We start from the raw sequence: 20,770 nt of genomic DNA, 5'->3' as shown, positions 1-20,770 counted from the left end.
TCAAGAAAATCTGTACTTACCATTTCAAGTATAACTTTCTTATATTATAAAAAAGGAGACTTTCTAAAATGCTCGTAACTAAAGCCACTATTTCAGATTTATCTATACTCAGCAAGATCGATAGCATGGTCATTGGCAGCGAAATTCGCAAACCTAAAATCGAACAATATATTCTAAATGAGCAATGTGTTGTAGCATCGATTAACAGTGAGCCTGTCGGTTTTGCTTGTTACGATACCACTTTTTTCGAATGCTGTTTTATTCAGCTCGTAATTGTGAATCCCAATTTCAGACGTCTTGGCATTGCCGGTGCACTTATTCGTTACATTGAAGAACACTCTCCAACCCCCAAGCTGTTTACTTCCACCAATGAATCCAATACGATCATGCAGCAAGTGTGTCTTTCTCTAGGATTTGTAAGAAGCGGAATCATTGAGAATTTAGACGATGGTGATCCAGAATGGGTATATTTCAAGCAAGTAAAATGACACTTGTGAAACGAAGCACGCAAAAAGGCAGCTCTTTCGTCTCTTTATGGACTAAGAGCTGCTTTTATTTCACACTATTTATCCTCATGTCCATACAACAGGACCCTAATAAGCGTTATTCTTCTTCCCTAATTATCTGTTCATGTATTTGAACACTGTATTGCATAAAAGCAGGATTACTATCTAAGCCTCGTTCACGCAGAAGCTCTTGCAGACGCAGCCTTTTCAAAGACAATTTTGCCCGGATTGCCTTGCCTTCACTAGTTTCAGTGCCTCCGCTATTGTGGCAGGCAGCAAGCAGCCCTTCGAGGGTAACACATTCTGCACGCAAAGATACTTCCTCGGGCACCAGCCCGGAATTCTTCATAATTTTGAAAGACATGCGTAATTCTTCTGGCACGCCCGATAAATCCTCAAGCTCCAGTGGCTTGCCATGCCCAGGTAAATCTCCAAATTCCCCATTACGCATAGATTCCTGAATCCGCTGCTCAACCAGCCAGGACATCATCCCCATATACGCAGCCTCCTTCACCAATACCACTACTATGATCTATCCCGCCTAAGCAAAAGTATGGTAAGCAGAATTGCGTCTATTTTAGCATAAATAACTGTAGATTTACATCAAACTGCCGCAATGCATTCTTATAAAAGGCGATCCTTCTCCGTTCTATGAATCTTCCTCGTCATCGCAGATCGTTCGGACTAAGGAGCCCTTATTTCGCAATTTCAGGCTATTTTGCTACACTATCGGACTCAGTTGCACCTATTCACGCAAATACACCCTATTTTTAATAGAAATTGTGGAAATAAGAGCTATGCAGTCCGATACCGCTAAAATAAGCACTAAAAAGCTCAAATAGCTGCAATGCAGTCCGAAAAGTCTGCGCATCCTCATATTCGCCTCCGCAGATCGCTCAGGACTCAAGAGTCCCCATTCCGCAAATTCAATTCATTCTGCTACACCATCATTCTCTGCTCCCTGTCCGCAACATATTACAGACGCCTAATCAAACCGTACAATAGTTTTTTTTCATGCGAACAATTGTTATACTCGTTCTAATAAGCCTCAACTCAACAAGAAAAACGCCTGACGTCGTCCTTGGAGGTGGAGTTACAAGCTGAGTACATCCGTAATTCCATACTCGTATCCATATACACCTTCGTAGTGAGGTTCCGCTTACGGACCGAATGGCTTATTTCGATGAAATGAGCACATATATTAGGGACGGACCGTATTGCACTTATTCCCTAATAACAAGCCCCTTCCCGGGTGATCTGGGGCGAATAACAGCGCTGGCTCATTTACGTTACCGGCGGCACATTGTATTCGGTTTTTCGCATACATTTGGCTCGTTTACGTTACCGTCGGCACATTGTATTCGATTTTTCGCATACATTTGGCTCGTTTATGTTACCGTCGGCACATTGTATTCGATTTTTCGCATACATTTGGCTCATTTACGTTACTGGCGGCACATTTGTATTCGGTTTTTCGCATACATTTGTCCGTAGGCTCGACTAAAACATGCATTTCGGAGGATACAAGGTCCGCTCGGTTTTTAGAATCTGACGGATGACTCCTCGTTTATTTCATGTCTCCTGCTTCTTCACGTTCACCCCTCCTTCCTCTTTCTTCGGAGTTATCCACATTTTTTTTGTATTGTATAATTTCCTAAACAATAAAAAAAGGACTACAGCAGTAGTCCAAAGGAGAAATATAACATGATAGCTAACCTCAAAAAAGCTGATGATCATTATGTCGCTCGTTTCGAACGTCAATTAAAACATCCCGCATCAAAAATCTGGTCCTTTCTGACAGAGAATGAGAAGCTTGCTTTATGGTTCACTGAATTACGTGTTGAAGACCTACGTGAAGGTGGATTAATCAAGTTTGATATGCAAGACGGAACCTTTGAGGAAATGACGATTACCGCCTTGCAACATGAATCTGTTCTTGAATTTACGTGGGCTGAAGATTCCGTTCGCTTTGAGCTATATCCTAATTCAGAAGGCTGCCTTCTCGTCTTGAATGAAACGATCCGAACGCTCACGCCACACACACCCCGAGATTTAGCTGGCTGGCATGTATGTCTGGACGTGATCCAGCATCTTCTGGATGGTACGACGCTGGAGTCACGAAAAGCTGAATGGAACGTTTGGTATGAACGATACCGAGAAGCGATCTCTAAATTAGGACAATAAGGATTCTGCTCCATCAATCACAATTTGCGCACCTGTAATATGAATGGATTCATCGGAAGCCAAAAAAGAAACTAGATCGGCAACATTATCCGGTTTACCCGGCCCATCCGCCAGCGGCTGCGCACCATCGGGAAATTCAATCGGAATGACGATCGCTTCTACTTCTTCGTTCATTTCAGTGGTTTCATCTATATTGGTAGCAATCGCCCCGGGGCAGATCACATTCACTCGAATTTTAAACTTAGCTAGCTCAAGTGCAGCCATTTTGGCAAAAGCTACCTGTCCAGCTTTGGTAGTACTATACGTAGACCACCCAAAGCTGGCAAATCTAGTATTCCCATTGATGGAGCTAGTGATGATAATGCTACCTTTCCCTTTATCCTTCAGATGAGGGATCGTATATTTTAATGTCAAAAAGGTCCCCGTCAAGTTCACCGACATCGTGCGCTCCCAATCACTCAGGCTCAGTTCCTCTATAGGTCCCACCGCACCATTGATTCCCGCGTTAGCGAATACTACATCTAAGCCGCCGAATTGTTCGACTGTCCTGCGCACGGCTTCCTCCATCCCTTTTTCATCCGAAGTGTCTACCTCTATAGCCAATGCACAATCTTTGCGAAACTTGTTTAGCTTATCCGCCAAAGATGAGGTGCGTTCAAGATTCAAATCAAAAAGCGCTACATTAGCACCTTCCCTCGCCAGCTTAATAGCGGTAGCCCGACCAATTCCTGAACCCGCTCCTGTTATAATTGCAGTTTTTCCAATAAATCTTTGTTTCTTAGCTATGTTTGGACTCATATGTAATCTCTCCCTTAAGATCTCTTAGTGATGTACTATGGATCAAGATTACCCAAATACATGTACACTGGAATCATCTTCACAAAAAAACTCCCCGTTCAAAAGCTTGAACTGAGAGTTTCATCTAGATCTATACATCTAATTGTCCAGCTTCCGCACATCCACTTTCACGGTCAGAGTGCCTGCTCCACCACGATATACACCTTTTACAGGTACAATATCTTTGTAGTCCCGTCCGTGACCTAACTTAATGTAACGCCAATTGACCTCAACATTATTCGTCGGATCGAAACCAAGCCAACCTGTACCCGGAATGTGAGTCTCCACCCAAGCATGTGAGGCTTGCTCAAAATTAGCATTACTCCCTTGCAAATCACCAACAAAATGATATCCACTTACATATCTGGACGGCAGACCGACACTACGGCAGACAGCAATCATTAGATGAGCATAATCCTGACATACACCGCGTTTAAGCTTCAGTGCTTTTTTTACCGTAGTATTTACACTTGTAGCCTCAGGGTCATAGGTGAACTGTTCATAAATCGTCGCCGATAATTTAAGAATCCATTCATACATATCCTCTGCTTCATTAAAAGGGTACTGTGAGGCAAACTCCACTAATTCAGGCGTCACCTCGGTATAACGAGTCGGCAATATAAACTCAATATAACGGTTCTGAAATCCCTCGTCATTTAACAATCTAATTTGTTCTTCAAGAGATGTTCTCGGGAGATCTGTCCCCTGAGCTTTATCCAGTGTAACTACAGTAGCTTTAGTGTGGATGACCATCTCCGTATGCGGTTTATTAACCGAATAGGCATGGACCCGATTCCCGAAGAAATCCTCATAGGTTAATAGATTGGCTGGCGGGTAAATATCCACTTCATGGTGATAACAGGATTGGCGATAATTCGTGCGTGGCGTGAGTCTGAGCTCATTGACACTGTCCGTAACCGGCTCTGGATAGCTGTATGTGGTGGTATGATTGATTTGAATCTTCATACAGACACTCCTTCTCGCCGAAAAAAGGCGCCCTCCATTGTTTTACCAAGTTTTTGACAGGATATCACCAGCGATTTAAGCACATCTTCCACTAGCTCGCCGGACATTTCTTCCTTTTCCATATAATCCAGCTCTGCTTTTAGCTTACCCGCTTGCCGGATAACCTTCTCATGACCTGAACCTTTCTCTGAGGGATCTAGTTCAAGCTTTGCTAAATGCTCTTCCAGCTGATGAAAAGAAAAACGAATGGAACGCGGAAATTTGGGATTCGCAATCAAGAAATCTAAAATGCTCTCCGGGGACATAGCATCTGCATAATAACGGCGAAACGCCTGGTACCCACTAACGGATTTAAGCACCGCCTGCAACTGAGTATAAACCGCGTCAAGCTCCTTAAATCGGCATGAGGCAATGACCGCCTGCAAGATACGAGTTGTATTCTCTGCCCGCTCTAGAAACCGTCCGCTTTCAATGAAATGCCACTCATTCCCTCTAAGCATTACCGACTGCTCTGCTCCGAGAAACATGGCTGTACGCTCCTTAACCTGCTGATAGAACTGATGTGGGCCGCTCATAATATCTGCAACAGACCGCTCACCAAGCCATAGGTTGAAGCTGTTGACAACATCCCATAATTCACTTGGAAGCTGCTGACGGAGTGTTCGCAGATTATTTCTGGCATGATGTACACAAGAGAATAATGAATTAGAATTGCCTAAATCAAGTGTGATGAAAGATAGGACATCCTGCTCGGAAAAGGTTTCGAACTGCTGCATATATTCACCTCGAACGCCTAGCGCATCGATTAACCTTGACCATTTATGTCCTTCTTCATGAAAATCCTCTTCCTGCTGGATATGATAATGAACATTGATTAGCCGCGCATGATTCTCTGCCCTTTCAATATATCTGCCGATCCAGAACAAAGCTTCAGCATTTCGATTCAGCATCTCCAGCCACTCCCTTATTTAACAAATTGATGCTGCATTTTGTTAATCATCAACAAGCCTCACTAGGTTGTATCAAGCCATGACCCAAGTATCTTTTACGCCACCACCTTGCGAGGAGTTTACGACCAACGACCCTTCTTTCATAGCCACCCGTGTCAATCCCCCAGGTATAACATGTGGCTTACGGTCAGCACCCATTAATACAAAAGCTCGAAGGTCGATATGTCTCGGTGCCATTGTTCCTCCTGACAATACCGGTGCTCTAGATAGAGACATGATCGGCTGCGCAATATAACGTTCCGGGTCGGCGATAATCTTCATTCGAAATTCAGCGAGTTCTTCTTTCGTAGCTTCGCTTCCGATCAACATTCCATATCCCCCGGATAAAGAGGTTTCCTTAACAACCATTTCAGATAGGTTCTCAAGGACATATAAACGTTCATCAGGCCTGCCTAGCAAATAGGTAGGGACATTTCCAAGAATCGGTTCTTCATTCAGATAATAACGAATCATATCCGGTACATATACATACATCGCTTTATCATCCGCAACACCTGTCCCCGGGGCATTAGCAATCGCTACATTCCCTGCCCGATACGCATTCATCAGACCCGCCACCCCTAGAAGTGAATCCGGCTGAAAAGCTAACGGATCGATGAAATCATCATCCAAACGGCGATATAGTACATCTACGCGGCGAAGTCCGTTCATTTCCTTCAAATATATTTTGTGATCCTTTGCAACCAAATCTCGTCCTTCAACCAAATGTATACCCATCTGTTGTGCTAGAAAAGCATGCTCATAATAAGCAGAATTGTATTCCCCAGGTGTAAGGAGTGCTATAACCGGATCTGACTTTCGTGAGGGTGATAGACTGCGAAGAACGGATAAGAACCGATTCAAGCTATGATCAACATCTCGGATGGAGCTGGCAAAGGACAATTCAGGAAACAACTGATTCATAAGGGTTCTGCCTTTAAAAAGATATGAAAAACCTGAAGGCGTTCGTAGATTATCCTCAAGCACATAATATTGCCCATCATGATGGCGGATCAGATCGATTCCCGAGGTAGTAATGTAGGCTCCACCAGGCACCCTTAGACCAGCCATTTCTGGCCGGAAATAACAGTTGGAGATGATCATACGCCTTGGGACTATTCCATCCTTTACGATGTACTGCTCATGGTAGATATCATGAATGAACAGATTCAAAGCCGTGATACGCTGAATAATTCCAGCCTCAAGCCTCTCCCATTCATTCTTAGGAATAATGCGTGGAATCATATCGAAGGGAATCGTACGCTCCATGGGATGATCCTGAGCCGGATTGTATAGCGTAAAAGTAATTCCTTCCTCCATCATCCTGCGCTGCATCAAATTCTGCTTACCCTGCAGCTCTTCGGAGCTCATTCCGGAAAACATGCGATTCACATGTCTGTAATGCGGCCGGACATTTCTCTTATCTGCATACATTTCATCGAAAAAATGTTGCAGCGGATACGGAGACAGACCTGGCAGAGGATCTAATTTGGACATGAGCCCGACTCCTTTCGATAAATGTTATCTTTACTAACAACCTATACTTTAATTTCTGAAAATATCCATGAAAACATTGTTTTGTATTCCCATAATACGTAAAATCTATTGCCGATGTCAATATATATAACAGAGAAATGTGATCTCTGAATATTTCCTCGTTTTGGAATCGCTTCCTTTCTCTCTTATATAGGTTGCCGGTGCTGAAATGTAGTTTCTTCATTGAATTGTATGCAGGAGTAGTGACAAGCATTACTATTATGAATTTTTCATATGTTGGTTTTTTTATATAGTTGTCTGGGAAAGTGATTTCAGTTATATGGTATAATTTGGAGCGTTAGGAGAGTGAACAAATGGATCACAAATATACTATGACCATGGAGCAGGAAGAGGCTAGGCGGAATCATATTTATCTTTTATTTGGCTTGTCAGAAGCTGGTTCGATGAAGGTAGCACTTAGTCGTGTAGGCAGTCGTCATTTAATAAGAGTACTTTCATTTAATGAGACGTTCTCTGCTGGACCGCTGTGCAAATTACATAATGATGAAGGGTGTCAAGCCCGTGAGTTATGGTTTCAGGAACGATTTCCGGATCAGGGTTATCATCTCAATCCCCAGCATAAACTGGGAGCCATGATTCAGACCTTAAAAGAAATTCCCGAGGACAAAAAAATCACTATTTGGTGCGGGGACAACTCCCATGATCAGACAGGTTTACGATTTGCACTTTCTGTTCTTAGTGAGAGGAAGCAACCTATTCATGTTATAAATACAATCGAAGCTTATGAGGAGCTTCCCGGGATTGCTGAACAATTTAGCATGGGCTTATCTCCCCAGTCTTTGGGTCAGCTCCCAAACGAAGCTGTGCAAACTATCATCAAAAACACCGAAAATACGCAACCCCTTACCTCCGCGAAGAGAAAACAGTATGAACAGGAGTGGCATGAAATCAGCAACACTGAGGATATGCTTCGAGTATGGTCCAAAGGTCAGCTAACGAATGTACCCGAAACATACTATGACGAAGACATTCTATCCTTAATTCTGCAACTGCAAAAGAATGAACAGGGAGATCATTTCGTAAATTCAGGACTTATTGTAGGTGCAATTATAGGACAGTGGAATTTATTTATCAGTACCTCATTTATAGAATATCGCTTCTGGAGGCTTATTAGTGAGGGAAAGCTGTTATTTAAAGGGATACCCTACGCGATGCATTTGTACTTTTTAAGAATTCCTTAGAGGTCGCTACATTAACAACTAACAAACATTTTATAAAAAAGGAATGCCCTCATAAACTAAAAATAGCTTCGAGGACATTCCTTGTAAATATGACTTCTTTATGATTATGTGTAGGGATGGATTACACTTACTCTTCCGATTCTTCTGACTCTTCCTCAGCAATTAATCCGGCAAAAAGAGCATGCACGAACTGCTGAGAATCAAATGGCTGCAAGTCTTCCATCTTTTCTCCGAGCCCTACGAGCTTCACTGGTAAGTTCATTTCCTGACGAATGGCGACTACAATTCCGCCTTTAGCTGTACCATCCAGCTTCGTCAAGACGAGCCCTGTTACCCCACTCTTTTCACCAAATAGCTTGGCTTGAGTAAGCGCATTTTGACCTGTGGTCGCATCTAGCACCATCAGTACTTCATGCGGAGCACTAGGAATTTCTCTTTGAATAACGCGGAAAATCTTGTTGAGCTCTTCCATCAGATTGCTCTTATTCTGAAGTCTGCCTGCCGTATCGCAAATCAAGATATCTACATTCCGCTGCTTAGCCGCTTGAACAGCATCGAACATAACAGCGGCTGGGTCAGAGCCAGCTTGTTGCTTAATTACGTCTACGCCAGCACGTTGACCCCAAACTTCGAGCTGTTCAATCGCTCCGGCACGGAACGTATCCCCTGCGGCCAAAAGAACTTTTTTACCCTCTTGTTTGTAACGATGTGCTAATTTACCGATCGTAGTCGTCTTGCCTACTCCATTTACCCCAACGAACAAGATAACTGTAATGCCATCCGGATTTTCCTTCAGGCTGTTATCGTCATCGCCGCGCAACAATTCCATGAGCTTACGGGACAAAATGGGTTGCAGCTCAGCTGCATCTTCAATTCGTTTTTGTTTCACTTCGGCGCGCAGATCCTCGACAAGTGTCATTACTGTATTAACACCTACGTCCGCACCAATCAAGATTTCTTCCAGCTCTTCGTAGAACTCTTCATCTATTTTTTTACGGCGGATAATCAGGTCTGCTACCTTTTCGACAAAGCCTTTACGGGTTTTCTCTAATCCGTCGCGGAATTGTTTGGTTACACTTTCCGTTTTGCCGGAAATGCTTTCTTTTAACTTCCTGAAAAAGCTCATTTGTTTCCTCCTAATAGTTTTGTATAGGATCACTACATCGAACAACTTCGTACAAAGCTCACTTTAGAAGCTGATACTTAAAAAGCTCATCATTTCGGCAAGCCGTTAAGCGATCTCTGCTTCCTCATCCTCTAAACGTACAGAGACAAGCTTTGATACTCCGCCTTCTTCCATCGTTACTCCGTAGAGCACATCCGCCTCTTCCATCGTTCCTTTGCGGTGTGTAACGACGATAAATTGCGTTTGTTCCGAGAACTCACGCAAATACTGTGCAAAACGCACGACATTCGCTTCATCTAGCGCAGCCTCTACCTCATCCAGTACGCAGAACGGAACTGGTTTCACTTGCAGGATGGCAAACAAGAGGGCCATCGCAGTTAAGGCGCGTTCCCCACCAGATAGGAGCTGCAGGTTTTGAAGCTTTTTACCCGGTGGTTGGGCTACGATATCTATACCTGTTTCAAGCATATGTTCTGGATCCAGCAGCATGAGATCAGCTCGACCGCCTCCGAACAGCTTCGAGAATACCGTGCCGAATTGTTTACGGATCGCATCAAAGGTCTGTTTGAAGCGTTTGGACATTTCATCTTCCATCTCACGGATAACTTGATACAGGGTAGTTTTGGCTTCGACCAGGTCATCTTTTTGTCCACTGAGGAAGGTATAACGCTCATGAACACGCTGATATTCTTCAATCGCACCTAAGTTCACTTCGCCCAATGCAGAAATACTGCGTTTCAGACGCTGTACATCCGCTTGTGCGGCAGGCACATCTTCGGGCACAGGATAACGTTGCTTCGCTAGTTCATAGCTTAGCTCGTAATCATCACTCAGCTTACGAAGAATATTATCAAGTTCAACATCGAGACGACCCACAGAAACTTCAGTAGAACGCAGCTTGTCCTCCACGACTCTAAGTGCCTGACGCTGATCCTTGGTCTTGCCCTCCTCTAGCTCAAGCTTACGGGTTAACGCTGAACGTTCCGCCCGAGCTAGATCCAAAGTACCGGCTGTCTCTTCCTTCTTCAGACGATAACTATTCAAATCTTCTTTCTGTTTCACGGTTTCCAAAGCATTACTAGCCAAATCCTGTTCGATCGTATGTAGCAGGTTTCGATTTTGGCGTAGCTCTTTATCCTGTGAACCCGCATCTTGTCTTAGACGGCGTAATTGTTCCTCCAAGGAAAAGATCTCCTGATCGAGCTTGCCTTCTGATACTTTCATGCTGGTCAGCTTGCCTTGAAGCTCTTCCTTAGCCGATTCATTCGCTTTACGCGCCGATTCGGCATTACGGATACCCTCATGAGCTTCCTTCTCTTCCTTCTCGAGACGTTCAAGCTCAGCAGAGGCTTGTTTCCGAGTTTCTTCAAGCGTGCGGACCTCACTCTCAAAGCCACTACGTTCCGCGCCTGTGCTCTCCACTTGTTCCTGTACATGCCGAAGCTCTTGTTCAAGCTGCTTCAAATCGCCAGAAACACGTTGCTCTTCCAGTCTCTTCTCATCACCATCACGGCGCAGGTCCTCTAGCTTCACGCTAGCGTTCTCCTGCTCTTCACGAAGTCTGGCTATGCCTTGTTTCAGCTTAACAATTTGACGCTCGCTCTCTTCGATCTCACTGCTCAGCTGATCCAGCTGGCGTTTACGACTAAGTAAGCTATTGTTCTTCTTATGTTGGCTACCACCAGTCATGGAGCCCCCGGCATTGACTACATCACCCTCTAGCGTAACCACACGATAACGATACTGGCATCTTGCGGCGATGCGGTTGGCCTGCTCCAGGCTCTCAGCAATAACTACATTGCCAAGCAAACTGCCAACAATACTTGCATACTTATCATCGTATCCAACGAGTTCGGAACCAATTCCAACAAAACCTTCAGCATCTTCCACCATTCCTCGGTCGCTACCGGAAATTTGGCGTGGCCGGATAACATCGAGTGGTAGAAAAGTAGCTCGTCCCAATTGACGTTGCTTTAGGAAAGATATGGCTTGACGAGACACGCTCTCATTATCCATAACCACGTGTTGCAGCGATGCTCCCAGCGCAGTCTCAACAGCCATTTCCAGCTTCTCCGGAACGGAGATGAGTTCAGCAACCGCACCATGCACACCGTTAAGCTGTCCTTTACGAGCTCCTTTGAGAACTTCTTTAACCCCAAGCATAAAGCCATCGAAATCATCCTGCATTTCTTTCATGGTCTCGTGACGGGAGACTTGTGCTTCCCGCTTCTGTTCCCACTTTCTCAGACCTGATTGCGTCTCTTCAATCAGCTTCTGACGTTTACTAAGTTGTTCACTTTCAGTAATATAAGCACCACGAAGATTGCTTAGTTCTTTTCCAAGCTGGGCAATCTTGTCTTTTAGCCCTTTCTGGTTAGCAGACAGCTCATCATGCCGTGCAGTCCATTTGCCGCTTTCTTCTTCACTGCGGCTCATACGACGCTCCAGGTTCTCCTTCTGTTGATCCGCGTAACGAATTTCGTTACGTGCATTCGCCATAAGGTTCATTAACTCCAGGAGAGCACTTTTCAGCTTCTCCTCCTGGCTCTGACTAATACCGTCAGCGACACCTTCGAGTCTTGCCTCTTCCGCTTCGATCTGTTTCCGAAGCTCAACAAGCTTAAGCCGGGACGCTTCGAGCTTAGCTTCTAAATCTCCAAGCTCTCGCTGTCGGTCCGCAGAACGCTCACCTACAGAACCTAATGTGAGCATTAACTGTTCACGGTTGCTCTCAAGATTACGCTTGCGTTCCTTCAACACTTCCCCGTAACCTTCGCTCTTCTCATAAGCCTCACTATAACGGAGCAATTGCTCTTGCTGCTTCTCAATCTGTTCTTCTAACGCGCGCAGTTCAGCACGTCCGCTTTCCAGCTTCGCATCATGAGCAGAGACAACTGTAGATAGCTCTAGTTGCTCATCCTTTAAAGTTTCGAGCTTAGCGTTACCTTCCTGCCAAGCTGTATGAATACCTTCAATCTGATGCACATAGACTGAAATTTCCTGATGCTTCAGTTGTTCTCGAAGCTCTTTAAAGCGAATAGCCTTCTCCGATTGATCCTTAAGGGGACCAATCTGATCCTCAAGCTCACTAATCAAATCGTGAATACGAAGCAAGTTTTGCTCCGTGTCGTCAAGCTTTCGACTTGCATCTTTTTTGCGCGATTTATATTTTACAATACCCGATGCCTCTTCGAATATGCCTCGCCGATCCTCGGAACGAGTACTCAGAATCTCTTCAATCCGACCCTGTCCGATAATCGAATAAGCCTCACGCCCGATACCGGTATCCATGAACAGCTCTGTGATATCCTTCAGTCTGCAGGATTGCTTATTAATTAAATATTCACTTTCACCACTACGGTGAACACGCCGAGTCACTGTAACTTCGCTGAAATCCAGTGGAAGCGTGTGATCCTCATTATCGAGCGTAAGTGATACTTCACCATAATTCACAGCTTTACGCGCGTCACTACCGGCAAAAATAATATCTTCCATCTTGCCGCCACGCAGTGATTTAGCACTCTGTTCGCCGAGCACCCAGCGTATGCCGTCAGAAATATTGCTCTTGCCGCTTCCGTTCGGACCCACTACAGCCGTTATTCCGCGCACAAATTCCATTTCTGTTTTGTCGGCAAATGATTTAAAACCAGCTAATTCTATCCGTTTCAAAAACATACTTGCCTATCACCTCTGACCCATTATACCATAGCGTTTATTCGCCTAAAATAGCTTCAAAATGAAGCTTGGCTATTCTTTCGAAAAAGAGCAGCAACGGTCTGAGCTCCGCCTAAACGCCGGTATTCAGACCTTTGCTGCTCTCCTCCGCTTGTCCACATGATGCAAAATTCAGGCACCATCTTCTTTCAGATGCAACAGTGCAGCTGCTGCAGCCTGCTGCTCTGCTTCCTTCTTCGAGCGGCCGCTCCCTTTACCAAGTGAACGGTTAGTCATTAACACTTCAGAGACGAATTCACGCTCATGCGCGGGTCCCCGTTCTTCAATGATCCGATATTCCAACGTACCCATATTGTGCTGCTGAATTAGCTCTTGCAGTTCCGTCTTATAATCAGTCATCTGCATTTGCAGTTTCCCATCCGTCTCCACAAGTGGAAATACGTGATTATCAAGAAAAGACCGTACAGTTTCCAGCCCTTGGTCAAGATAAAGCGCTCCCACGAAGGATTCGAACACATCAGCCAGCAGGGCCGGGCGAGTACGTCCGCCCGTAAGTTCTTCCCCTTTTCCCAGCAGTACATAACGGCCAAAACCTAAACTCTCAGCGAACTTAACCAGCGAAGGCTCGCATACGATAGCGGCACGTAGCTTGGTCAGTTCCCCTTCAGGTCGATCTGGCAACAGATTGTACAAATATTCAGAAACCGTCAGCTCCAGTACAGCATCCCCTAGAAATTCGAGACGCTCATTGTCCTGATGCTGATTGAAACGGTGTTCATTCACATAAGATGCATGGGTAAAAGCCTGCTTCAGAAGCACAGAATCGTGAAATTGGATTTGAAGTTGCTGTTGTAACTGCTTCAGTTCTCCTTTCACCGCGCTGTCCCCTTACTGATTATATTTTTTTAGAATAACTGTTGCGTTATGTCCCCCGAATCCAAACGAATTAGACATTACAATATCAAGATCCGCTTTACGTGGAACATTTGGTACATAATCCAAATCACATTCCGGGTCCTGGTTGTCCAAATTAATCGTTGGAGCAATCATGCCTTTTTGCAAAGAGAGTCCGCAGATAATAGCTTCTACTCCACCAGCTGCACCTAGAAGATGACCTGTCATGGATTTCGTTGAGCTAATAGCTACTTTATAGGCATGTTCACCTAATGCTTTCTTAACAGCAGCCGTTTCTGATCGATCTCCTACAGGCGTTGAAGTACCATGTGCGTTGATGTAATCAATATCTTCAGGAGAGATACCAGCATCACGGATTGCCATCTTCATGCAGCGTGCTGCACCATCTGGATCCGGTTCAGTCATATGGTGAGCATCAGCGCTTAGACCATAGCCGATTACCTCAGCATAAATCTTCGCTCCACGTTTCTCAGCATGTTCAAGGGATTCCAGAATCAAGATCCCAGCGCCCTCTCCCATAACGAAACCATCGCGATCTACATCAAATGGCCGACTAGCCTTCTCCGGCTCATCATTACGAGTGGACATCGCTCTCATTGCACAGAATCCTGCCATTCCTGTTGGACGAATGGTCGCTTCCGAACCACCGCAGATCATAGCATCCGCGTCTCCACGTTGAATCAGACGGAATGATTCCCCAATGGAATGACTTCCTGTAGCACAGGCCGTCACTGTAGTCGTATTTGGTCCCTTTGCACCGAGGTTAATGGACAGCTGCCCAGAACCCATGTTAGCGATCATCATCGGGATAAAGAACGGGCTAACCCGTTTTGGCCCTTTTTCAAGCAACAGATTATGATTGTCTTCCCAAGTACCAAGACCACCGATACCCGAACCAACAGATACACCGATCCGTTCAGCATCGATATCTTCACCGATCTTAAGTCCACTGTCTCTCAATGCATCTTCACCAGCAGCCACTGCAAATTGTACAAAACGGTCCATTTTTCGGGCTTCCTTGCGGCCAAAAAGCGCCTCCGGATCAAAGTCTTTAACTGATGAAGCAATTTGCGTAGTGTATTCACTGACATCAAACGCTTCAACCATCGATACACCTGATTTACCGCTCATCAGATTATCCCAGAACGTCTCCAAGTCTTTCCCCAGTGACGTAATTACGCCCATCCCGGTTACAACCACTCTATGACTCAAACACAATCACCCCATCTATAGGCTGTATACATTATATTCAGTACTTATATACTGCAAATTATTACTATATGAACAGCGATCACCGCATCATTAAAGCTTCCGCGGTTCTGTTATAATCCCTATGAAGCTGCACATGGCAACCTGTAATACATCTTTAATGCTGTATAAATGAGGAGAAGCCCCGCCCAAGTTGGAACGGGACTCTCAATCATATGACTCTAGGTATGAGATTGTATGTACTTCACAACTTCACCCACGGTCGTAATCGTCTCTGCATCTTCATCAGAGATTTCCATGTCGAATTCATCTTCCAATTCCATAACCAATTCTACTACATCAAGAGAATCAGCACCTAAATCATCTTTGAAAGACGCTTCTAATGTTACCTCAGCTTCATCGGCACCTAAGCGGTCGATGACAATGCGTTTTACACGCTCTAATACATCGGACATCCGGTTCACCTCCTCTTTTGGTATTATACGAGATATGAGGTCAAAATACCATAGACCGCAAAAAACGCTTTCCTGATCCCTCACATTTCATCTTTAAAACAGTGTAATTTCTCCCAAGCATAAACGCTTTCGGCGTCCTTATAAGGACGGTAAGTGTTTATGCAAGAAATATAAAGATAAAGTATAGTGTGAAACTTATACTTTCTTATATTTTCAAAGGAGAATTACATATACATCCCGCCATCCACGTGTAGTGTCTGGCCGGTCATATAAGCGGCGCCTTCAGAAGCTAAGAAAACAACTGTCATAGCTACTTCTTCCGGACGCCCAAGGCGAGCTAGTGGAATGCCCTTCTCTAGCTCACTGCGAACCTCTTCAGAGAGCTCACGCGTCATATCTGTATCAATAAACCCAGGAGCGATACAGTTGACGGTGATGCCCCGCGAAGAAAGCTCACGAGCCGATGCCTTCGTTAAACCGATGACACCAGCCTTAGCTGCAGAGTAATTAGCCTGACCAGGGTTCCCTGTCACGCCCACAACCGAGGAAATATTAATGATTCGACCATAGCGCTGTTTCATCATCGGACGTGTTGCTGCCTTAAGGCAATTAAACACACCTTTCAGATTCGTCTCGATCACTTGATCGAACTCTTCCTCTTTCATGCGCATAATCAGGTTATCCCTAGTAATGCCGGCATTATTGACAACAATGTCAATACGTCCCCAGGTATTAAGAACCTCTTTCACAAGGCTCTCGGCCTGTTCACTATTGCCGACATCTCCACGGAGTGCAATACCCTCCGAGCCAAGCTCGACAATACGGGCCACAGTCTCCTGTGCCGCCGCTTCACTTCCTGCAAAGTTCACGGCCACCTTTACACCGTGTTCTGCAAGAGCAAGCGCGATACTACGACCAATGCCACGTGAGCCGCCAGTTACAAGGGCCGTTTGGCCCCGCAATGCTGAGAACATAGTCTAATCCCCTTTCAATCATGATGCTGTTGTCAAAATGTTAAACCATTTCTTACAAAACAGTTTGGACACTTTCAAGTGTATTAATGTTGATTACTTTGACTGTTTTATCTATTTTGCGGATCAGACCTGCCAGAACACTGCCAGAACCAATCTCAACAAAAGTGTTAACACCATCCGCAATCAACCATTCAATACTGTCTTGCCAAAGCACAGGAGAATACACCTGACGAACAAGCAGTTCGCGAATTTCTTCGGGATCTGTTACCGGTGATGCAGTGACGTTAACGATGACAGGTACATTTGGAGTGTTGAAGGTTACTTTCTTCAACTCTTCTGCCAAACGATCTGCAGCAGCTCTCATCATAGAAGAGTGAAATGGTCCACTTACTTCTAGCGGAATTGCCCGCTTGCCACCAGCTTCTTTAACACGCTGCACAACACCATTAACGCCTTCCTGAGATCCGGAAACAACGATCTGACCTGGACAGTTAACGTTAGCCAGTTCTACAACACCATTCTCTTCAGAGATAGTTTGGCATAATGCTGCCAGCGCTTCACGTTCTGCGCCAAGCACTGCAGCCATTGCACCTTGTCCTCCTGGAACAGCTTCTTCCATGAAACGGCCTCTCAAGCGTACAAGTGTTACAGCATCCTCATATGACAACACACCCGCAGCTACTAGTGCACTGTATTCACCAAGGCTATGACCAGCAACATAATCCGGCTTCAAACCTTGTTCACGTAGAGCTTCAAGATAGGCTACGCTTGCTGTAAGAAGCGCTGGTTGCGTGTTTACCGTTTGCTTCAACTCACTGTCCGGTCCTTCAAAAATCAGCTTACTTAGTGGAAATCCGAGAACTTCATCCCCTTTCTCGAACACTGCACGGCTGTTTGGAAGAGCATCATAAACATCCTTGCCCATTCCAACTGCTTGTGCTCCCTGACCGGGAAAGACGAATGCAATTTTACTCATAAGTATGAACTCCTTCCCGTATAACGGTCTTAGCTTATTACCAGATCAATACAGATGCGCCCCAAGTCAAGCCACCGCCGAATCCAACCATCAGGACGGTGTCGCCTTCTTTCATACGTCCTTCTTCCGCCGCTTCAACAAGCGCTAGTGGAATGGAGGCAGCCGAAGTATTGGCATATTTATCAACATTGATTACACATTTCTCTGGTGGCAAATCAAGACGTTGCATAGCGGATTGAATGATACGAATATTCGCTTGGTGAGGTACAAACAAATCGATATCTTCCTTACCCAGACCAGCTTTAGTAAGCACACGTTCTGTAGCTGAGCCCATTACACGAACAGCAAATTTAAAGACTTCACGGCCATTCATATAAATGAAATGCTTCTTATCTTCAACGGTTTGCTGAGAGGCAGGCAAGCGCGAACCGCCGGCTTCTAGCTTAAGCAAGTTCCCTCCAGAGCCTTCAGCACCCAGATCAAAGGATTGGAAACCACGACCTTCCGGAACCTCACCAATGATAACTGCACCTGCTCCATCACCAAACAAGACACAAGTATTGCGATCTGTATAATCTGTGATGCGGGATAAAGTATCCGCACCTATAATAAGTGCATTGTTGTACATTCCGTTCTGAATAAAGCCAACCGCAGTAGCTAAGCTGTATACAAAACCAGAGCAGGCTGCTGACAAGTCAAAAGCCGCAGCGCCTTTAGCACCCAGTTTATCCTGTAAAATACAGGCTGTAGAAGGGAAAGCACTATCAGGTGTTACTGTTGCAATAATAATAAGATCCAAATCTTCGGCTTTCATTCCAGCGGAATCAAGTGCCTTGAGTGCTGCTTCATACGCTAGATCAGAAGTTGCCTCGTGAGGCGCAGCAATATGTCTCTCGCGGATGCCTGTCCGACTGACGATCCACTCATCGTTAGTCTCCACTATTTTTTCCAGATCGCTATTTGTCAATATTTTCTCAGGTACATATTTCCCAGTTCCTATAATTCCAACCGGTCGCAACTGTCTCATGTCGTCACTCACTTCCCGCTAATTTCCTTGGATATACTTGGCACAAGATCGGCTTGTAGAGCAATCCGCGCTTGTCTTACCGCATTCTTAACTGCATTTCCGTCAGAAGATCCGTGGCCCTTAACTACCAATCCGCTAAGACCGAGTAGTGGTGCACCACCGTGCTCTTTGTAATCCATTTTACCCTTTAAAGCTCTAAGCTCCGGCATCAGCATAGCCGCGCCAAGCTTAGTCTTCAGAGAACGACTAAATTGCTCCTTGAGCAAAGAGAACAAAGCACCCGCCGTACCCTCAAGAGACTTTAGCAAAATATTACCGGCAAATCCATCGCAGACAAGCACATCGCAATTCCCTGTCAGTACGTCACGTGCCTCAACATTACCGATAAAATGAATGCCTGGCAAGTTCTCAAGCAGCGGATAAGCTTCTTTCGTCAGTTCGTTACCCTTTCCAGGCTCCGTCCCTACATTCAGAAGTCCCACACGCGGCTTAGCAATACCATGAACCTTGCTCCGGTAAATGCTGCCCATCAGCGCATATTGTACCAGATGTTCAGGCTTCGCATCCATGTTAGCACCAAGATCAAGAGCCAGTACGCCAACATCGTCAAGCGTTGGAATCATAGGCGCCAGTGCAGGACGTTCAATTCCCTGCATCCGGCCAACTACGAGGAGTCCTGTGGTCATTAGCGCACCCGTGTTACCCGACGAAATCATAGCATCTGCTTCACCTTCACGCACCATTCGTCCAGCTACAACCATGGATGAGTCTTTTTTACGACGAACTGCCTTAACCGGCTCTTCATCAGAACCAATGACGTCTCCTGCATGACGTATTGTCAGATTAGATGGCTTGTCTTTGAGTAGTGGCTCTAATCTGGCTTCGTCACCAACAAGCACAATCTGCGTATCTTTCCATTCCGCGGCCGCGGACAACGCCCCCTCGACATTACATTCAGGAGCGTTGTCCCCGCCCATGGCATCAATGGCGATCAGCACTATGGTTACCCCCTTCACTGTGTTCATCATTTGCGGACCGATACACTATAAAATGGCCCTGAAACACTAGTTCTTCTCCGACATAGGTGAATACGTCCACCTCTGCTTTGCCACCCCTACCGGCGAGTGACCGCACCTGTGCTTTTGCAATACACTTCTCACCTAGCTGAACTGTGCGTACAAAACGTATATCGGCTGAAGCGGTCAGAGCAATTTCATCGTTGATTACGGCAACCGCAAGCGAGTTCGCTTGAGCAAATACATAGTGACCACGAGCGATCCCATTTCTAGAGAACACATGGTCTTCGCGAATCTCAAATATCGAAATCCCACTCTTGTCCAATTGTAAATCCACAATGTCTCCGATGACTTCATCCGCAGGCAAAGAGCGCACCTGATCATAGGAGTGCTCTGCCATTTGCTTCATTCGTTCACGCAGTTCCGGTATCCCCAGCTCCATTCGGTCTAACCGAATCGTCTGAATGCTAACTTTTAGCTGACGAGTCAACTCCCGATCCGTTACAAAAGGATTACCTGCGATTATATGTAGCAGCTGTTGCTGACGTTCTTTCTTGGACATCCGCTCGATTGCGGCTCACCTCCTGGCACGTGCCAAGCATAAACGCCTTCGGCGTCCTTATGGACGATAAGCGTTTAAGCGAGAAATATAAGACATCAAGTATAGGTGCATAACTTATACTTTCTTATATTTTAAAGAAAGCATTCGGCCGCTTGAATGGCCGCTGTTATATTAGGTCAAATAACCTTAAACATTATTTAGAACCAGGTACTAATATGTAGTATAAAGCATGCCGCACCAAAAATAAAGCATTGACTTCTGGGCGGCTTATGTTTGGATAAGCATAAACGCCTCAGCGTCCCTAATAGACGGTAAGCGTTTATGCAAAAAATATAAGGATAATGTATAGCGTAAAACTTATATATTCTTATATTTCAAAAAAAATAGTACTTCACCGATAGTGAAGTACTATTTATTCCGAAACTATTGTTTGATGATTTCTCTTGCTTTGTAAGTTCCGCAAACTTTACATACGTGGTGAGCCAATTTCAACTCTCCGCATTGTTCGCATTTCACCATGCCCGGCACAACCAACTTAAAGTGGGTGCGACGTTTGTCACGGCGTGTTTTAGACGTTCTACGTTGTGGTACTGCCATGTGTTCCACCTCCTTGTG

At 45.2% G+C, this 20,770-nt stretch carries 19 protein-coding genes; 3 read left to right on the top strand and 16 right to left on the bottom strand.

Annotated elements, in window-relative coordinates:
* The first annotated feature begins 68 nt into the window (after window positions 1-68).
* Window positions 69-488, top strand: coding sequence for a GNAT family N-acetyltransferase (locus tag PAENI_RS04020; RefSeq protein WP_076298882.1), 420 nt, complete (start codon window positions 69-71; stop codon window positions 486-488).
* Between the two features lie 115 nt (window positions 489-603).
* On the opposite strand, the gene PAENI_RS04015 is transcribed toward PAENI_RS04020, so the two are convergent.
* The gene (locus PAENI_RS04015; RefSeq protein WP_076298881.1) at window positions 604-1,002 is read right to left on the bottom strand and encodes a DnaJ family domain-containing protein; all 399 of its coding nucleotides are present in this window, start codon (window positions 1,000-1,002) and stop codon (window positions 604-606) included.
* Between the two features lie 1,208 nt (window positions 1,003-2,210).
* Here PAENI_RS04015 and PAENI_RS04010 point away from each other — a divergent pair.
* A complete protein-coding gene (locus PAENI_RS04010) occupies window positions 2,211-2,690 on the top strand; it encodes an SRPBCC family protein (protein WP_149644314.1) in 480 nt (159 codons plus the stop codon).
* Here the strand turns inward: PAENI_RS04010 and PAENI_RS04005 are convergent.
* The 4 genes from PAENI_RS04005 to PAENI_RS03990 form a co-directional block, all read right to left on the bottom strand.
* A complete protein-coding gene (locus PAENI_RS04005) occupies window positions 2,679-3,488 on the bottom strand; it encodes an SDR family oxidoreductase (RefSeq protein ID WP_042187718.1) in 810 nt (269 codons plus the stop codon). The two genes, PAENI_RS04010 and PAENI_RS04005, sit on opposite strands and share 12 nt — an antisense overlap.
* A 138-nt stretch (window positions 3,489-3,626) precedes the next feature.
* Window positions 3,627-4,493 (bottom strand): transglutaminase family protein, encoded by an 867-nt coding sequence (locus tag PAENI_RS04000; protein ID WP_149644313.1) that lies wholly within the window; start codon window positions 4,491-4,493, stop codon window positions 3,627-3,629.
* Window positions 4,490-5,443, bottom strand: coding sequence for an alpha-E domain-containing protein (locus PAENI_RS03995; protein WP_076282772.1), 954 nt, complete (start codon window positions 5,441-5,443; stop codon window positions 4,490-4,492). The genes PAENI_RS04000 and PAENI_RS03995 overlap by 4 nt, the downstream gene beginning before the upstream one ends.
* A 72-nt stretch (window positions 5,444-5,515) precedes the next feature.
* The gene (locus PAENI_RS03990) at window positions 5,516-6,979 is read right to left on the bottom strand and encodes a circularly permuted type 2 ATP-grasp protein (protein WP_042127226.1); all 1,464 of its coding nucleotides are present in this window, start codon (window positions 6,977-6,979) and stop codon (window positions 5,516-5,518) included.
* 353 nt (window positions 6,980-7,332) lie between these two features.
* Here PAENI_RS03990 and PAENI_RS03985 point away from each other — a divergent pair, with 353 nt between their 5' ends.
* Entirely contained in the window at window positions 7,333-8,220 is an 888-nt protein-coding gene (locus tag PAENI_RS03985; protein ID WP_149644312.1) for a DUF1835 domain-containing protein, read from the top strand.
* Between the two features lie 127 nt (window positions 8,221-8,347).
* Here the strand turns inward: PAENI_RS03985 and ftsY are convergent, their stop codons facing one another.
* The 11 genes from ftsY to rpmF form a co-directional block, all read right to left on the bottom strand.
* Complete coding sequence (ftsY, locus tag PAENI_RS03980; protein WP_042187710.1) at window positions 8,348-9,346, bottom strand: signal recognition particle-docking protein FtsY; 999 nt, start codon at window positions 9,344-9,346, stop codon at window positions 8,348-8,350.
* Window positions 9,347-9,451: 105 nt separating this feature from the next.
* Entirely contained in the window at window positions 9,452-13,021 is a 3,570-nt protein-coding gene (smc, locus tag PAENI_RS03975; RefSeq protein WP_149644311.1) for a chromosome segregation protein SMC, read from the bottom strand.
* A 171-nt stretch (window positions 13,022-13,192) separates the two neighbouring features.
* A complete protein-coding gene (gene rnc, locus PAENI_RS03970; protein WP_042127220.1) occupies window positions 13,193-13,897 on the bottom strand; it encodes a ribonuclease III in 705 nt (234 codons plus the stop codon).
* 12 nt (window positions 13,898-13,909) lie between these two features.
* On the bottom strand, window positions 13,910-15,148 hold the full coding sequence (fabF, locus tag PAENI_RS03965) for a beta-ketoacyl-ACP synthase II (RefSeq protein ID WP_076282776.1): 1,239 nt from the start codon (window positions 15,146-15,148) through the stop codon (window positions 13,910-13,912).
* Window positions 15,149-15,366: 218 nt separating this feature from the next.
* Window positions 15,367-15,600 carry an acyl carrier protein gene (locus PAENI_RS03960; protein ID WP_036686493.1) on the bottom strand — a complete coding sequence of 78 codons (234 nt, stop codon included), beginning with the start codon at window positions 15,598-15,600 and terminating at the stop codon, window positions 15,367-15,369.
* A 224-nt stretch (window positions 15,601-15,824) separates the two neighbouring features.
* Entirely contained in the window at window positions 15,825-16,574 is a 750-nt protein-coding gene (gene fabG / locus PAENI_RS03955) for a 3-oxoacyl-[acyl-carrier-protein] reductase (RefSeq protein ID WP_149644310.1), read from the bottom strand.
* 52 nt (window positions 16,575-16,626) lie between these two features.
* Window positions 16,627-17,550: an ACP S-malonyltransferase gene (gene fabD, locus PAENI_RS03950; protein ID WP_149644309.1), complete on the bottom strand. Its 924-nt coding sequence runs from the start codon at window positions 17,548-17,550 to the stop codon at window positions 16,627-16,629.
* 37 nt (window positions 17,551-17,587) lie between these two features.
* Window positions 17,588-18,577 carry a beta-ketoacyl-ACP synthase III gene (locus PAENI_RS03945; protein ID WP_139328492.1) on the bottom strand — a complete coding sequence of 330 codons (990 nt, stop codon included), beginning with the start codon at window positions 18,575-18,577 and terminating at the stop codon, window positions 17,588-17,590.
* 8 nt (window positions 18,578-18,585) lie between these two features.
* Window positions 18,586-19,575: a phosphate acyltransferase PlsX gene (gene plsX / locus PAENI_RS03940; protein ID WP_042187701.1), complete on the bottom strand. Its 990-nt coding sequence runs from the start codon at window positions 19,573-19,575 to the stop codon at window positions 18,586-18,588.
* On the bottom strand, window positions 19,559-20,155 hold the full coding sequence (fapR, locus tag PAENI_RS03935; RefSeq protein WP_042127208.1) for a transcription factor FapR: 597 nt from the start codon (window positions 20,153-20,155) through the stop codon (window positions 19,559-19,561). The genes plsX and fapR overlap by 17 nt, the downstream gene beginning before the upstream one ends.
* Window positions 20,156-20,578: 423 nt before the next feature.
* Complete coding sequence (gene rpmF, locus PAENI_RS03930; protein WP_019911234.1) at window positions 20,579-20,752, bottom strand: 50S ribosomal protein L32; 174 nt, start codon at window positions 20,750-20,752, stop codon at window positions 20,579-20,581.
* Window positions 20,753-20,770: the final 18 nt, after the last annotated feature.

It is taken from the genome of Paenibacillus sp. B2(2019), assembly GCF_008370385.1.
Taxonomy (GTDB): Bacteria; Bacillota; Bacilli; order Paenibacillales; family Paenibacillaceae; genus Paenibacillus_AQ.
Note: the sequence above shows the minus strand (reverse complement) of the source record. Positions and strands in the feature narration are given on the sequence as shown.

Excerpts from the sequence above, each read along its gene's own strand:
- PAENI_RS03960 (WP_036686493.1), bottom strand. The coding sequence starts at position 15,600 with ATGTCCGATGTATTAGAGCGTGTAAAACGCATTGTCATCGACCGCTTA.
- fabG (WP_149644310.1), bottom strand. The coding sequence starts at position 16,574 with ATGTTCTCAGCATTGCGGGGCCAAACGGCCCTTGTAACTGGCGGCTCA.
- PAENI_RS03945 (WP_139328492.1), bottom strand. The coding sequence starts at position 18,577 with ATGAGACAGTTGCGACCGGTTGGAATTATAGGAACTGGGAAATATGTA.
- PAENI_RS03995 (WP_076282772.1), bottom strand. The coding sequence starts at position 5,443 with ATGCTGAATCGAAATGCTGAAGCTTTGTTCTGGATCGGCAGATATATT.
- PAENI_RS03985 (WP_149644312.1), top strand. The coding sequence starts at position 7,333 with ATGGATCACAAATATACTATGACCATGGAGCAGGAAGAGGCTAGGCGG.
- rpmF (WP_019911234.1), bottom strand. The coding sequence starts at position 20,752 with ATGGCAGTACCACAACGTAGAACGTCTAAAACACGCCGTGACAAACGT.
- PAENI_RS04015 (WP_076298881.1), bottom strand. The coding sequence starts at position 1,002 with ATGGGGATGATGTCCTGGCTGGTTGAGCAGCGGATTCAGGAATCTATG.
- PAENI_RS04000 (WP_149644313.1), bottom strand. The coding sequence starts at position 4,493 with ATGAAGATTCAAATCAATCATACCACCACATACAGCTATCCAGAGCCG.
- PAENI_RS04005 (WP_042187718.1), bottom strand. The coding sequence starts at position 3,488 with ATGAGTCCAAACATAGCTAAGAAACAAAGATTTATTGGAAAAACTGCA.
- ftsY (WP_042187710.1), bottom strand. The coding sequence starts at position 9,346 with ATGAGCTTTTTCAGGAAGTTAAAAGAAAGCATTTCCGGCAAAACGGAA.
- PAENI_RS03990 (WP_042127226.1), bottom strand. The coding sequence starts at position 6,979 with ATGTCCAAATTAGATCCTCTGCCAGGTCTGTCTCCGTATCCGCTGCAA.
- fapR (WP_042127208.1), bottom strand. The coding sequence starts at position 20,155 with ATGTCCAAGAAAGAACGTCAGCAACAGCTGCTACATATAATCGCAGGT.
- PAENI_RS04010 (WP_149644314.1), top strand. The coding sequence starts at position 2,211 with ATGATAGCTAACCTCAAAAAAGCTGATGATCATTATGTCGCTCGTTTC.
- PAENI_RS04020 (WP_076298882.1), top strand. The coding sequence starts at position 69 with ATGCTCGTAACTAAAGCCACTATTTCAGATTTATCTATACTCAGCAAG.
- fabD (WP_149644309.1), bottom strand. The coding sequence starts at position 17,550 with ATGAGTAAAATTGCATTCGTCTTTCCCGGTCAGGGAGCACAAGCAGTT.
- smc (WP_149644311.1), bottom strand. The coding sequence starts at position 13,021 with ATGTTTTTGAAACGGATAGAATTAGCTGGTTTTAAATCATTTGCCGAC.